The following is a 13,852-nucleotide window of genomic DNA, read 5'->3' on the forward strand; positions in this document are numbered from 1 at the left end:
GAGTGCGCCACGTATGCCCAGTTTGCTCTTATTTCCGCCTTATGTGTAGAGGTGGGAGGTGTCCGAAGCGGTCCTCGGGCCCGGGATCGCGGGCTGCGCTCTGCGGCGCCGGTGCCACAGCGCCAGGAGGGAGAGCGCCGCCAGCGTCCAGAGCAGCGGTTTCGCCGTCCCCGGGGGCAGGGCGGTGGGGCGCGGGGCGGGTAAGGGGCGGGGGGAGTCCCCCTGCCGTGCCTCGCGCACGATCGCCGCCCAGACCCGCTCGGAGGGGGAGACCGGGAAGTCGTACGGGTCAGGGGTGCGGCCCGCCGTCACGGCGCGGCCGAGCGCGGCGAGCGCCTCGCGGCACCGGGGACACAGGGCCATGTGCCGCCAGATCCGGTCCAGTTCGTCCGGAGGCCCCGCCCGCTCGCCGTCGAGCGCGATGGCCACGAGGACGTCCGGAGGTACGTGATCGTTGTCGTGCGTCGCGGTCATCCGCCACCTCCGCCTGCCACGCCGGTGCGAGTTGCGCCCGCCCGGGACGACCGGCGCCGCTCCCGGACGGGGGTGATCGCAATCGACTTCGGGTGGAGAGGCCCCTACGGATGCGCCTGTGCGCAGGGGTTTTTCCTACGCCGGGCGAAGCGTCGACGGTTTCGTTCGTGATCGAGATTGCAACGTTCCTGCGTCGAATGAACACTTAGTGATCATTCCGTGGCGCTCAGGCGGTCGCCTGCTCCTCCAGGCAGCGGCGCAGCTGGTGCAGTCCGCGCCGGGCGTGACTCTTCACGGTGCCCAGCGGCCAGCCGGTGTGCTCCGCGATCTGCGTCTGGGTGAGATCGGCGTAGAAGGCGAGCCGCAGCACCCGCTGCTGGGCGACCGGCAGCCGTGTCAGCTCGTGCTGGACGAGCACCCGGTCCACGGCGGCCTCCGGACACTCGCCCGAGGGATCGGCGATCGCCAGCGAGGCGCCCGCGGCGGCCACGAGATCCGTGCGGCGCGTGCGCGCGGAGAGCGCGTCGGCGATCCTGCGCCGGGTGATGCCCACGATCCAGCTGCTCAGCGTGCCCCGCTCCGGACGGAAGCCCCCGCGCCCCCGCCACACCGCGAGGAACACCTGCTGGGTCACGTCCTCCGCCTCCCTGAGATCTCCCAGGGAACGCCAGGCGAGCGTGTGCACCAGCGTGGACCAGCGCCGGTAGGCCTCCGCCAGGCACCGCTCCTCGCCCGCCACCAGCCGCCGGGCCAGCTCCTCGTCCTCGTACGACACCTCCGCCGGCGCCCACAGGGGCTCCGCGGGGGACGGCACCGTGACGTCCTGCTGCTGGTTCATGGCGACGGCTCCTCACCTGTCGGGCGCCGGCCGGGATGCGCCCGATCCGGGCGTCCCGGTGTGTCCATCCTTGGAGCCGTGGAGCCTGCCCTCAACTTGCGTCGTTTCTGCGTCGTATAGTCGACGCATGACCGAGTCGCCCGCCGACGTCCCGCTCACCACCGGGGGCCTCGCCCGCCGGCTGGGCGTGTCTCCCACCACGCTGCGCTCCTGGGACCGCCGCTACGGCATCGGACCGGCCGTGCGCGCCGACGGACGCCACCGGCGCTGGTCCGTCCAGGACGTCGCCGTGCTGGAGACGATGTGCCGGCTGACCTCCTCCGGGGTGCCGCCCGCCGAGGCGGCCCGCGTCGCCAAGGAGGGCGGGCAGACGCCCGGTCCGCCGGCCGAGGCCGCGCTGCCGTCCAACGCGGCCGGCACCCTGCCCCTCGGGGATGTGCGCCAGGAGTGCCGCGGCCTCGCACGGGCCGCCGTCCGGCTCGACGCGCCCGCCGTCGACGACCTGCTCGCGAGCGCGGTGAGCCAGTACGGCGTCATCACGGCCTGGCACGACGTGATGATGCCGACGCTGCACGCGGTGGGCCGCAAATGGGCGTCCTCCGGGGACCGGTACGTCGAGGTCGAGCACCTGCTGTCCTGGCACGTCTCCACCGCCCTGCGCCGCCGCACCCCCGTGTCGGGCCCGCGCGAGACCCCCACGGCGAACGGGCCCGTCGTCCTGGCGTGCGTGCCCGGGGAGCAGCACACCCTGCCCGTCGAGGCGCTCAACGCCGCGCTGGGCGAACTCGGCGTGCCCACGCGGATGTTCGGCGCCGCGGTGCCCGGCGAGGCGCTCGCCGCGGCGGTGCAGCGGCTCGGCCCCTCGGCCGTGTTCCTGTGGGCGCAGTCGCGGTCCATCGCGAGCCTGCCGCTGGCCCGCTACGTCGCCGCGACCCGCTGGGGCGTCAAGGGCGCCCGGCGGCAGCCCCGGGTGATCCTCGGCGGCCCCGGCTGGTCGGGTCCCGCGGCGCGCGAGATGCCCCGGCCCGGGGCCCTGAAGGACGCCGTCGCGCTCTTGGCGGACGCCTACACCGGCGCGGCGGCCACCGCCGCACACTGACCGGCGGACCCGGCCGTGCGCTGACAGGCGACCGCAGCCGCACGCTGGCCGGTGGCCACGGCCGTGGGATGACGGGTGGACGCCGGCGCGCGCTGACCGGTGGCCACACTCGTGCGCTGGCTGGCAGACGCCACGGCGCATTGGCTTGCGGCCATAGCTGTGCGTTGCCCGGTGGACGCGATCGTGCGCCGGCTGGTGGCCACGGTCGTGCGTGGACCGGTGGTCACAGCCGCCCACCGGCCGGCGGACGCCACCGCGTGCTCACCGGCGGACGCCGCCGTGCGCTCACCAGTGGACGCCACCGCGTGTTCACCGGTCGTCCGGATCGCCTGGGCCGACCCGGTCACCGCATCCGATCGGGCCCCGCGACCGGAACACCTCCATGCACCCGTGCAACTCGCGGACGCCGACCGCCGGCTCCGGGCGGCCGACGCAGGGCCGCCGGGTGCGCGAAGGAGGATCACGTGCCCGCGTTCCCCGACACCCCCGACGTCCTCGTGGTCGGAGCGGGCCTCGCCGGGCTCGCCTGCGCCGCGGACCTGCTCGCCGCCGGGCTCACCGTACGCGTCCTCGAAGCCTCCGACGGCGTGGGCGGCCGGATGCGCAGCGACCTCGTCGACGGCCATGTCGTCGACCGGGGCTTCCAGGTCCTCAACACTTCCTACCCCCAGATTCGCCGCCGCCTCGTACTGCGCGAGCTGGGCCTTCGGCCGTTCACGCCGGGCGTCCTCGTGCACACCGGCCACGGAAGGCTGCGGTTCAGCGACCCCAGCCGCCGCCCGCACTCCCTGGGGGAGCTCCGGCCGGGACGCCTCGCGGGACCGCGCGACCTCGCGGCGCTCGGCGTGCTGTCGGCCCGTGACGCGCTCGCCCCGGTGAGCCTGGTGAAACGCTCCAGGGACCGCACCACCGGGACCGCGCTCGCCGCCGCCGGTTTCAGCGAGGAGTTCGTCGAGCGCTTCTTCCGGCCGTTCCTGTCCGGGGTGTTCCTGGAGGACGGACTGGAGACCTCCAGCCGCTTCTTCCACCTGGTCTGGCGCAGCATGCTCCGCGGCACCCTGTGCCTGCCCCGCACCGGGATCTGCGCCGTGCCCGAGGCGCTCGCCGCCGCGCTGCCCGCCGGGACGGTACGGCTGGAGACACCGGTGAGCGGGCTCACCGACGACGGGGTCCGCACCGAGGACGGCTCCGAACGGGCCGCGCCCATCGTGGTGGTGGCCACCGGACCCGGGCCCGCGAGCACGCTGCTTCCCGGTCTGCCGGTCCCCGGGTACCGGGTGGTCACCACGTACTTCCACGTCGCCCCGCGTTCCCCGCTCGGCGAGCCGACCCTCCTGGTCGACGAGCGGCGCCGGTTCCTCAACACCTGCGTCCTCAGCGACGTGGTGCCCGAGTACGCCCCCGGCGGCGGCGCCCTCGTCGCCACCTCCGTCCTGGGCGCGGAGGACGAGGGGCGCGAGACCGCCCTGCGGACGGCGCTGGCGGAGGCGTACGGCACGGACACCGCGGGCTGGGACCTGCTGACGGTCCGGACGATCCCCGACGCGCTGCCCGTGATGACGCCGCCGCAGCCGCTCAGCTCCACCACCCGGTTCGCCCCGGGGCGGTACGTGTGCGGCGACCACCGCGCGACCGGCTCGGTGCAGGGCGCGCTGGCGTCCGGGGCGCGCGCCGCCCGTGAGGTGCTGCGGGACCTCGGCCGCTGAGGACCGGGTGTCGCCGCCGAGGACCGGGTGTCAGGGCCCGGTGGCAGAGCCTGGTGCCAAGGCCCGGTGTCAGGGCGGTCCGTCGCCGCGGTCCGCCTCCTGCCGGAGCAGCTCGTCGAGATCGGCGAGCCGGTCCAGGCCCCGGACGGCCCGGGTCATGCGCTGATTGCCCTCCAGCCGGGCCCGGTGGCGGTGCAGGAACGCCCAGTACCCGGCGGTGAACGGACAGGCCCGCTCGCCGACCCGTTCGGTGGGCCGGTAGGGGCACGGACCGCACAGATCGCTCATCCGGTTCACGTAGGCCCCGCCGGAGGTGTACGGCTTGGTCGTCATCCGGCCCCCGTCGGCGTACTGGGACATGCCGACCACGTTCGGCAGCATCACCCAGTCGTATCCGTCGACGAAGCAGCGGTGGAACCAGTCCGTCACCGCCGCCGGGTCCCAGCCGCGCTGGAGGGCGTGACTGCCGAGCAGCATCAGCCGGGGGATGTGGTGGGTCCAGCCGGTGTCGCGGACCTGCGCCAGCACCGTGGACAGACAGCGCGCGCCGACCGCGTCGGCGTCCAGCTCCAGGAACCACTCCGGCAGCGGCGCGTGATGGCGCAGCGCGTTGCGATGGCGGTAGTCCTCGCCGAAGTACCAGTACAGCTGCCACACGTACTCGCGCCAGCCGGCGATCTGCCGGACGAACCCCTCCGCGCTGTTGACGGGCACCTCCCCCGACCGCCAGGCCCGCTCGGCGCGTTCGACGCACTCCAGCGGGTCCAGCAGGCCGAGGTTGAGCGACGAGGACAGCAGGCTGTGGCTGAGCACCGGGTCACCGGCGAGCATCGCGTCCTCGTGCGGCCCGAACCCGGCCAGCCGGCGCTCCACGAAACGGTCGAGCGCGGCGAGCGCCTCCCGGCGGGTGGCGGGGAAGAGCCGGGGCCCGTCGCGGCCGACGAAGCGGATCCCGTCCTCGCGCTCCCAGCGGTCCAGGTCCTCGCGCACCTCGTCGTCCACGGCGTCCTCGCGCGGCCGGTAGGGGGCGGGCGCGCCGAGGGTGCCGGCCCCCTTGGGCGGGGGCTCCCGGTTGTCGTGGTCGTGGTTCCAGCGCCCGCCCGCCGGGGCGTCCGCGTCCATCAGGAGCCCGTGGCCGCGGCGTACCCAGCGGTAGAAGTCCTCCTGGAGCAGCCGCTGCCCGCCGTGCCCGTCGGCCCAGGCACGGAAGTCCTCCTGCGGGACGAGGAACCCGCGCGGCGGCAGCACGGTCACCCCGGACAGCGACCGCACCAGCCCCAGCGCGGCCCGTGACGTGGGGTGACGCACTGTCAGGGGCGGTCGGCCGACGGCCTCGCGCAGCCCCTCGCGGTAGGTCTCCGCCCGCACGTAGCGCACCCGGTCGCCGAGTTCGGCGGCGCGGTGCCGCATCGCGGACAGCACGAGATGCGCCTTGGCGCGGTGGAAGCGGCGCCGCCGGAAGACCGAGCGGGCCTCGATCATCACTACGGGCGCGTCACGGGCCGGGCCGCCCTCGCCCGGGGAGAGGAAGGCGGGGCCGAGCTGGTCGCCGAAGAGCCAGTGGGGGACGGTCATCGGGCCGCGCTCCTCAGTCCAGTCCGCGGGCCTGCTTGAAGCGGGCCAGCCCCTCGGAGAGTTCGACGACCGGGTCCGGGTAGTCGTCGATCGCGGCCCGGTCCAGGCCGCGCAGCTTCCACGGCTCGTGCACCTGGGGCGCCTGGAGAGAGGCCAGTTCGGGCACCCAGCGCCGCACGTACGCGCCGTCGGGGTCGTAGCGCTTGGCCTGGGTGACCGGGTTCAGGACGCGGTTGGGCCGGGAGTCGGTGCCGGTGCCCGCCATCCACTGCCAGTTGAGCTGGTTGTTGGCCACGTCCCCGTCGACCAGGAGATCCAGGAAATAGCGGGCGCCCACGCGCCAGTCGACGTAGAGCGTCTTGGTCAGGAAGCTCGCCGTCAGGAGCCGGCCGCGGTTGTGCATCCAGCCCTCGTGGTGGAGCTGGCGCATCGCCGCGTCGACGACGGGGTAGCCGGTGCGGCCCTCCTTCCAGGCGGCGATGTCCTCGCCCGCGTCCCGCTCGTCGCGCCACACGTCACGCTTGGTGCGGTAGTCGACGGTGGCCGTGTCGGGGTCGGAGGCGAGGACCTGGCGGTGGAAGTCGCGCCAGCAGAGCTGCCGTACGAACGCCTCGGCGCCGGGGCCGCCCGCCTTGCGCGCCCGGTGCACCAGTTCCACGGGGGAGAGGGTGCCGAAGTGCAGATGGGGCGAGAAGCGGGAGGTGGCGTCCCCGGCGAGGTCGTCGTGGCGGTCCTCGTAGGCGCCGATGCCGGTGCGCAGCCAGCTGGTGAGGAGCCCGCGGCCCCGCTCCTCGCCGCCCTCGGCGAGGTCCGGCGACAGCCCGGTGAGCGCGGACCGGGCCGGGACCGGGTCCGAGCCGACCCCGTCGGGCACCCGGACCACGCGCGGCGCGCCCAGCGCGGGCCGCAGCTGTACGTCGGACCAGTGCCGGAAGTACGGCGTGAACACGGCGAAGTGGTCGTTGGCGGCCGGGGTGACCGCTCCGGGCGCGACCGCCGTGGTCACCGTGTCGTGGACGTGCAGCCGACGCCCCTCGGCCTCCAGCGCCCGGCGCAGCCGGACCTCGCGGGCGTGGGCGTACGCGCTGACGTCGGCGGCCATGTGCACCTCGTCGGCGTCCGTCTCGGCGGCGACCTTGCACACCTCCTCGACGACCGGGCCGGAGCGGACCACGAGACGGCCGCCGCGCTCGCGCAGTCCTGCGTCCAGGTCGCGCAGACAGTCGGCGAGGAAGGCCAGCCGGTTGGGCGCGGCGAATCCGGCGCCGTCCACCCCCGGGTCCCGCACGAAGAGCGGGACGACCTGGTCGGCCTCCGTCGCGGCGCGCAGCGGCGGGTGGTCGTGCAGGCGCAGGTCGGAGGTGAACAGGACGATCGAGACGGTCATGAGGCGGTGCTCCAGGGAACGAGGGCGAGCGAGGGCGGGGCGGGTCAGCGGGCCGGTGAGCGTTCGGTCGCCGGGCGGGCGGGTTCGTGCGCCGCGGCGTGGGAGATGTTGCGGGCCATGCCGCCGAAGACGACGGCGTGGAAGGGCGAGACGCTCCACCAGTAGGCGTGGCCGAGCAGTCCGCGCGGATGGAACAGGGCGCGCTGGCGGTAGCGGGTGCGGCCCTCGTCGTCCGTGCTCGCGGACATCTCCAGCCAGGCCAGGCCCGGCAGCCGCATCTCGGCGCGCAGCCGCAGCAGATGGCCCGGCTCGATCTCCTCGACCCGCCAGAAGTCGAGGGAGTCACCGGCCCGCAGCCGGGTCGCGTCACGGCGTCCGCGGCGCAGACCGACGCCGCCCACCAGCCGGTCCAGCCGGCCGCGTACCGCCCAGGCCAGCGGGAAGGAGTACCAGCCGTTCTCACCGCCGATGCCCTCGATGACCCGCCACAGCGCGGCGGGCGGGGCGTCGACGGTCAGCTCCCGCACGTCGGTGTAGAGGCTGCCGCCCGCCCAGTCGGGGTCGGTGGGCAGCGGGTCGCTGGGGGCGCCGGGCACGGACGCCGAGGACCAGCGGGTGGTGACCTTCGCCTCCCGGACCCGGCGCAGCGCCAGCCGGACCGCCTGGTCGAAGCCGAAGGGATGGCCGGGCGGGTCGGGCACGTACCGGGCGATGTCGTGCTCGTGGCAGACGACCTCGTGGCGCAGCGACTCGGTGAGCGGCCGGGCGATGGAGGCCGGGACGGGGGTGACCAGGCCGACCCAGTGGCTGGACAGGCCGGGGGAGAGCATCGGGACGGACAGGATGAGACGGTGCCGCAGCCCGGCCACGGACGCGTACCGGATCATCATCTCCCGGTAGGTGAGGATGTCTGGCCCGCCGATGTCGAAGGCGCGGCTGACGTCGGACGGCATCCGGGCGCTGCCCACCAGCGCCCGGAGCACGTCACGGACCGCCACGGGCTGGATCCGGGTGTGCACCCAGCTCGGGGTGACCATCACCGGCAGCCGTTCGGTGAGATAGCGCAGCATCTCGAAGGAGGCCGAGCCCGAGCCGATGACGACGGCGGCCCGCAGCACGGTGGTGGGCACCCCGGACGCCAGCAGGATCCGGCCCACCTCGGCGCGGGAGCGCAGGTGCGGCGACAGCTCCTCCTCGGGCACGTCGGCGGGGGTCAGCCCGCCCAGGTAGACGATCCGCCGCACGCCCGCGGCACGGGCCTGTTCGGCGAAGACCCGGGCGGCCCGGCGGTCGGTCTCCTCGAAGGTGTCGCCGCTGCCCAGGGCGTGCACCAGGTAGTAGGCGACGTCCGTGCCGCGCAGGGCCTCGGCGACCGAGCCGGCGTCGAGGACGTCCCCGCGCACCACCTCCGCCTCGCCCGCCCAGGGGTGGTCCCTGAGCTTCTCCGGCGACCTCGCCAGGCAGCGCACCTGGTGCCCGGCGGCCAGGAGTTCGGGCACGAGGCGCCCGCCGATGTAGCCCGTCGCGCCGGTCACCAGGCAGCGTGCGCCCGTTCCGGTGTGCTCGTCGTTCATCAGCGGTCGGTCCTCCGTGTCGACGTCCCCCTCCGTGCGGAACCCCTGTGATCACTTCCCGGCGCGGGCCGGTGGCGGATGCACCCGCCTCCGCGGGTCCTCGGTGTCTATAGGCTTCTCGTGTGGCCACAGCAGACGACCCTCAGCAGCACCCGCAGGCGCCCGGATCTCCCCGGAACCCGCTGGGGACGGATCTCCACTCCCTCGCCGTCGGGCTGCGCCGGATGAACGGGGAGATCAACCGTCTGGTCCATGGTTTCGCGGGTGGCCAGGGTCTGCACGCCACGGACGTCCAGGCGCTCGCGGCGATCCTGGACGCCGAGGAGCCGATGACGCCGGGACGGCTGCGCGAGCACCTCGGGCTGACCTCGGGCGCGGTGACCGCCTGTCTCGACCGGCTGGAGAGCGCCGGGCACATCCGCCGGGTCCGGGAGAGCAGCGACCGCAGGGTCGTGCACCTGTACTACGCGGCCGACGCCCGGGACGCGGCGCGCACCTACTTCCGGCCGCTCGCCGCGGCGACGGAGCAGGCCCGTGCCCGGTTCACGGACGACGAACTGGCCGTGGTGAGCCGGTTCCTCCTGGCGATGAACGAGGAGATGTCGCTGCTCAGGTCCCCCTGACGCGGGACCGCGGGGCGCGGCGCGAGGACGCCTCGAAAATGATCGGATCCGCTGCATCCGGGGACCCGGTGTCAGGAGAAGACTCAATCATTGAGATTCTTTGTTCTTGAGAGTCTCTGCTCTTGAGCTATCCGTCCGCTCTCGAGCCATCTGTTCGCGACGCCTGGAGAACCATGTCCCTCACCCCGCGCCGAGGCCGCTTCCTCGTGCCGCTCCTGCTGCTCGTCGTCTGGCTGGGAGTCGGCGGCGTCCTAGGGCCCTTCGCCGGCCGGCTGGGCGAGGTCGCCACCAACGACCAGGCCGCCTTCCTGCCCCGCAGCGCGGAGTCGACCGAGGTCGTCACCGCACAGGAGGCCTTCGACCAGGACGAGACCCTCCCGGTGATCGTCCTGTGGACCGCCGCCGAGGACGGAGGCGACGTCGCCGGCCGGCGGACCGCCGCCACCGGCGTCCTGTCCTCCCTCACCGGCACCGAGGGCGTGACCGGCGAGGTGTCGCCCGCGCTGCTGTCCGAGGACGGCCAGGCCCTGGAGGGCGTCGTCCAGCTCCGCCCCGACCTCGGCGACCGGCTCGCCGACACCCTGGACCGGATCCGCACGGCGGCCGAACGCGTTCCCGGCAGCACCGTCCAGCTCGCCGGACCCGCGGCGACCCAGGCCGACCTGTCCGACGCCTTCGCCGGCATCGACGGACTGCTGCTCGCCGTCGCGCTGGTCACCGTCCTGGTGATCCTGCTGCTCGTCTACCGCAGCGTGCTCCTGCCGCTCGTCATCATCCTCGGCGCCGTCTTCGCGCTCGGTCTGGCCTGCGCGATCGTCTACGTCCTCGCCGACCACGACGTCGTCCGCGTCGACGGCCAGGTCCAGGGCATCCTCTCCATCCTCGTCATCGGCGCCGCCACCGACTACGCCCTGCTCCTCACCGCACGCTTCCGCGAGGAACTCGCCGGGCACGCCGACCGGTACACCGCCGTCCGGGCCGCGCTGCGCCAGTCCTGGGGCGCCATCGTGGCCAGCGCCGCGACCGTCGCGCTCGGCCTGCTCGCCCTGCTGATCAGCGACCTCACCAACAACCGGGCGCTCGGACCCGTCGGCGCCATCGGCATCGTCTGCGCCGTCCTGAGCACCCTGACCTTCCTGCCCGCCGTCCTCGTCCTGCTCGGCCGCGCCGCCTACTGGCCCGCCAAGCCGCGCCCCAGCGCCGGCCAGGGCATCTGGCGCCGCGTCGCCTCCCTGGTGGACCGGGCCCCGCGCAAGGTCTGGGCGGGCTCCCTCGTCGCCCTCCTGGTGTGCGCCGCCTTCGCGCCCGCCCTCAGCTCCAGCGGCGTCGCCCTGGACGAGACCTTCGTCGACGACGCCCCCTCCGTCAGCGCCCAGCAGACCCTCGTACGCCACTTCCCCGGCGGCTCCGGCAACCCCACCGTCGTGATCGCCGACGCCGACCGGCTCGACCAGGTCGTCGACAAGGCCCTCGCCACCCAGGGCGTCGCCGACGCCGCCGGGGTCACCGAGTCCGGCCGGCCCGGCGCCGAACCGCTCGTCGTGGACGGCCGGGTCCGGGTCGACGTCACCCTCAAGGACGCCGCCGACAGCGACGCCGCCAAGGACACCGTCGCCCGGCTGCGCACCTCCCTGCACGCCGTGCCCGGCGCGGACGCCCTCGTCGGCGGCTACACGGCCCAGCAGTACGACACCCTGCGCACCGCCGAACGCGACCGGACGCTCATCGTCCCCGTCGTCCTCGCGATCATCTTCGTGATCCTCACCGTGCTGCTGCGCTCGCTGCTGCTGCCCGCGCTGCTGGTCGCGACCGTTGCGCTGAACTTCCTGGCGACGCTCGGCGTCTCCTCCCTCGTCTTCGAGCACGTCTTCGGGTTCAGCGGCACCGACCCGTCCGTGCCGCTGTACGGATTCGTGTTCCTCGTCGCCCTCGGCGTGGACTACAACATCTTCCTCATGTCCCGGGTGCGGGAGGAGTCCCTCACCCACGGAGTGCGCCAGGGCGTGCTGCGCGGCCTGGTCGGCACCGGCGGCGTGATCACCTCGGCGGGCGTGGTGCTCGCCGCGACCTTCGCCGCCCTCGGGGTCATCCCGCTGGCCTTCCTCGTGCAGATCGCGTTCATCGTCGCCTTCGGCGTGCTCCTCGACACCCTCGTCGTGCGCTCGCTGCTGGTGCCCGCCCTCGTCCGCGACCTGGGGCCTGTCGCCTGGTGGCCCGGCGCCAAGGCGTTCGAGCGCCCCTCGGCACCGGAGAGCGGGCATGCGCCGGAGATTCGCGGGCAGGCGCACAGTACGGCGACGGGTCGCCGTGGCTGACCAAGGGCCGAACCCGGAGGTGACCGCGGACATGGGCGCGAAGATGTTGGAGCGATTCCCGGCGGGTGCCCCGCGAGGTTCCTGGCCCGCGGAGGAGTACGCGGCACAGCGCCGCGCCCTCGGCGAAGCCGCGACGGTCGTCATGGACCTGAAATCGGACGCGTTCCTCGTGGTGGTCCACGGGGACGAGGACTGAGCCGACGACGGACCGGCCCCCGCGCCTGCGGGGGCCGGTCCGTCGTCGGTCGGCCGGAGCCGAGCGAGTCCCGGTCAGCCGGAGCCCACCGTGTCCAGGTCCTCGCCGGTGACCAGCCGTGCGCGCACCTCGACCTCGGCGTCCCGCGGCGCGGGCACCGCGAGCGTCCGCCCGTCCCGGGTCACCGACACGTCCCCGCTCACCGAGAGCCGGGTCACGGCCCGGCTGCCGGCCGCCAGTACGTACCAGCGGTCCTTCGGCGAGCGCCAGCCGCTCTCCGCGACGATGTGCTGGCCGAAGCGGCTGCACGACGCCGTCGACCGGACCCGGGTGACCGTGTGGGCCGGGGCGTCGGCCGCGTACCTGCTCGTCCGGAAGGACACCGTCACGTCGCCCGAGCCGCGCCAGCTGTCGGCGCGGGCGCACGTCCACACGGCGTGGCCGCCCCCGTCGGGCAGATCCTGCTCGGCGAAGTCCCAGGCGTTGACCGCCCGCACCCCGCTGCCCTCCAGCGAGTCCAGGGAACAGGCCTGGTGGGCCCAGGCCACCAGGGCCTGCGGTCCCGTGGCCTCACGGGGCTGACGCGCGGGCGGGGTCCCGTGCCCCGGCAGCGGGGTGTAGGTGAGATGGACCGGCGACAGGCCCGTCATCGGGGCCAGCAGGAAGGCGTGCCGCTCGGCGATGCGCTCCGAGGACCGCAGTTGCAGCACCGGACGGCTGTCGCAGCCCTTCGCGGCCGACACGAGCGGCACCGGGTCCGTGACACCGTCCTTCCCCACCCGCAGCGGGCTGCCCAGCTTGTCGGGGCGGAGCAGATCGCGGGTCTGCGCCTCGGCGACCCACGGCGCCAGCACATAGCGGGCCTCGCCGTCCCGTGACCCGACGGCGACCGCCGCGGCCGTGGTGACGTCCGCGTCGTCGGCCCGCGAGAGGTCGAGCCGCGGGTCCCGCGCCGAGGAACCGGACTCGGTGTAGCGGGCGAGGCGCTGACCGTCGTACAGCAGCACCACGGCGCGGTCGTCGACGTCGCCCGCGAAGAGGAGCTGCGGGGTCGACACCGGTGCCGTGGCGGTGGTGGCGGAGGCGACGACGACGCGGGTCCCGGCGGACGGGAGGCTCCAGGAATCCAGGGCGCGGCTCAGCAGCTTCTCGTCGTCGACCCGGGAGCCCCGGGCCGGCCAGGCCGTGAAGTCGACGCGGGACGTCTCGTCCCACAGTCCGGCCGGGGTGCGCACCAGATCGGCGACGGCCGGTGCCCCGCGGCCCGCCGGAGCGGGGGCGGACACCGGGGGCGCGGCGCCGCCGGAGGCGGTCACCACGAGCACCAGGGCCGTCACCCCCGCCAGCGCGGACACCCCGACGCCGAGGCGGAGCCGACGGCGGCGGCGCAGCAGGTCCGTGGGGCCGGCCTGGAGGGCGCAGGCGTCGAACTCCTGCGCCATCAGCAGCGCGGCGGCCGACGCCCCCAGGTCGCGCTCGGGCGCCGACGCGGTCCGCAGGGCGCCGACCGGGTCGGCGGCACCGGCGTCCTTCAGGACGGACAGCACGGCGTCGTCGGACAGCCCGTGCGCCGTGCGCAGCACGAAGGCGGCCCGGCCGGCGGCCGACACCCCCGACAGCCGTTGCGACAGGGCGAGTTCCGCGGCACCGCCCGAGCGCGGGAAGAGCCGCAGCCCCACCACCAGCGGCAGCCGGGGCAGCAGCGCCCCGGGGGCGGCGCAGCGCGCGGGCCACAGCCGCGGCCGGCGGCCGTGGGCGAGGGCGCCCCGCAACACCGCGACCAGGAGCGCCCGTTCGACGGGATCGCCCTCCTGGCCCTCGGAGCGGGGCGGGGGAACCCTGTGCCCCGGAGGGCCGGCGCGGTGGCCCGGCAGGGCGCGCTGCACCAGGGAGTGCGCGAGGAGCACTCGGCGATGCCGGCCGAGTGACACGGGAAGGACGAGATGGGCCAGACGTACCAGGTCCCCGTACTGCTCCAGGAGGACCGACTCGGCGTCCTGTACCCGGGGCCTGGCGTCTCCGGCGTGCTGCCGGAGCGAGCGAAGGTGCATGAACGGGATGCTTT

Annotated in this window: 11 protein-coding genes; 5 read left to right on the plus strand and 6 right to left on the minus strand. The window is 74.7% G+C overall.

What is annotated here, in order from left to right; all coding sequences use genetic code 11:
- Positions 1-39: 39 nt before the first annotated feature.
- Both ACIPSE_RS31055 and ACIPSE_RS31060 read right to left on the minus strand, forming a co-directional pair.
- On the minus strand, positions 40-474 hold the full coding sequence (locus tag ACIPSE_RS31055; protein WP_401668946.1) for a hypothetical protein: 435 nt from the start codon (positions 472-474) through the stop codon (positions 40-42).
- 226 nt (positions 475-700) lie between these two features.
- The gene (locus ACIPSE_RS31060) at positions 701-1,312 is read right to left on the minus strand and encodes a sigma-70 family RNA polymerase sigma factor (RefSeq protein WP_401668948.1); all 612 of its coding nucleotides are present in this window, start codon (positions 1,310-1,312) and stop codon (positions 701-703) included.
- Positions 1,313-1,439: 127 nt separating this feature from the next.
- Between ACIPSE_RS31060 and ACIPSE_RS31065 the strand changes: the two genes are divergently transcribed.
- Positions 1,440-2,411, plus strand: a complete 972-nt coding sequence (locus tag ACIPSE_RS31065; RefSeq protein WP_401668949.1) for a MerR family transcriptional regulator — start codon at positions 1,440-1,442, stop codon at positions 2,409-2,411.
- Between the two features lie 464 nt (positions 2,412-2,875).
- Complete coding sequence (locus ACIPSE_RS31070) at positions 2,876-4,117, plus strand: NAD(P)/FAD-dependent oxidoreductase (RefSeq protein WP_401668951.1); 1,242 nt, start codon at positions 2,876-2,878, stop codon at positions 4,115-4,117.
- A 69-nt stretch (positions 4,118-4,186) separates the two neighbouring features.
- On the opposite strand, the gene ACIPSE_RS31075 is transcribed toward ACIPSE_RS31070, so the two are convergent.
- Genes ACIPSE_RS31075 through ACIPSE_RS31085 form a run of 3 tightly spaced genes read right to left on the minus strand, consistent with a single transcriptional unit; the run spans position 4,187 to position 8,653 of the window.
- Positions 4,187-5,692 (minus strand): cryptochrome/photolyase family protein, encoded by a 1,506-nt coding sequence (locus ACIPSE_RS31075; protein ID WP_401668953.1) that lies wholly within the window; start codon positions 5,690-5,692, stop codon positions 4,187-4,189.
- Between the two features lie 13 nt (positions 5,693-5,705).
- Positions 5,706-7,079 carry a cryptochrome/photolyase family protein gene (locus ACIPSE_RS31080; RefSeq protein WP_401668954.1) on the minus strand — a complete coding sequence of 458 codons (1,374 nt, stop codon included), beginning with the start codon at positions 7,077-7,079 and terminating at the stop codon, positions 5,706-5,708.
- A 44-nt stretch (positions 7,080-7,123) separates the two neighbouring features.
- Positions 7,124-8,653 carry an SDR family oxidoreductase gene (locus ACIPSE_RS31085; RefSeq protein WP_401668956.1) on the minus strand — a complete coding sequence of 510 codons (1,530 nt, stop codon included), beginning with the start codon at positions 8,651-8,653 and terminating at the stop codon, positions 7,124-7,126.
- Between the two features lie 122 nt (positions 8,654-8,775).
- Here ACIPSE_RS31085 and ACIPSE_RS31090 point away from each other — a divergent pair, with 122 nt between their 5' ends.
- The 3 genes from ACIPSE_RS31090 to ACIPSE_RS31100 all read left to right on the plus strand — a co-directional run bounded on the left by ACIPSE_RS31090 (position 8,776) and on the right by ACIPSE_RS31100 (position 11,787).
- Positions 8,776-9,276 (plus strand): MarR family winged helix-turn-helix transcriptional regulator, encoded by a 501-nt coding sequence (locus tag ACIPSE_RS31090; RefSeq protein WP_401668958.1) that lies wholly within the window; start codon positions 8,776-8,778, stop codon positions 9,274-9,276.
- 173 nt (positions 9,277-9,449) lie between these two features.
- Positions 9,450-11,591 (plus strand): MMPL family transporter, encoded by a 2,142-nt coding sequence (locus ACIPSE_RS31095; RefSeq protein ID WP_401668960.1) that lies wholly within the window; start codon positions 9,450-9,452, stop codon positions 11,589-11,591.
- Between the two features lie 31 nt (positions 11,592-11,622).
- Positions 11,623-11,787 (plus strand): hypothetical protein, encoded by a 165-nt coding sequence (locus ACIPSE_RS31100; RefSeq protein ID WP_401668963.1) that lies wholly within the window; start codon positions 11,623-11,625, stop codon positions 11,785-11,787.
- 74 nt (positions 11,788-11,861) lie between these two features.
- Here ACIPSE_RS31100 and ACIPSE_RS31105 read toward each other — a convergent pair whose 3' ends face one another.
- Complete coding sequence (locus tag ACIPSE_RS31105) at positions 11,862-13,838, minus strand: hypothetical protein (protein ID WP_401668966.1); 1,977 nt, start codon at positions 13,836-13,838, stop codon at positions 11,862-11,864.
- Positions 13,839-13,852 lie beyond the last annotated feature (14 nt).

Origin of the sequence: Streptomyces sp. NPDC090106 (assembly GCF_044747265.1) — a bacterium.
Lineage (GTDB): Bacteria > Actinomycetota > Actinomycetes > Streptomycetales > Streptomycetaceae > Streptomyces.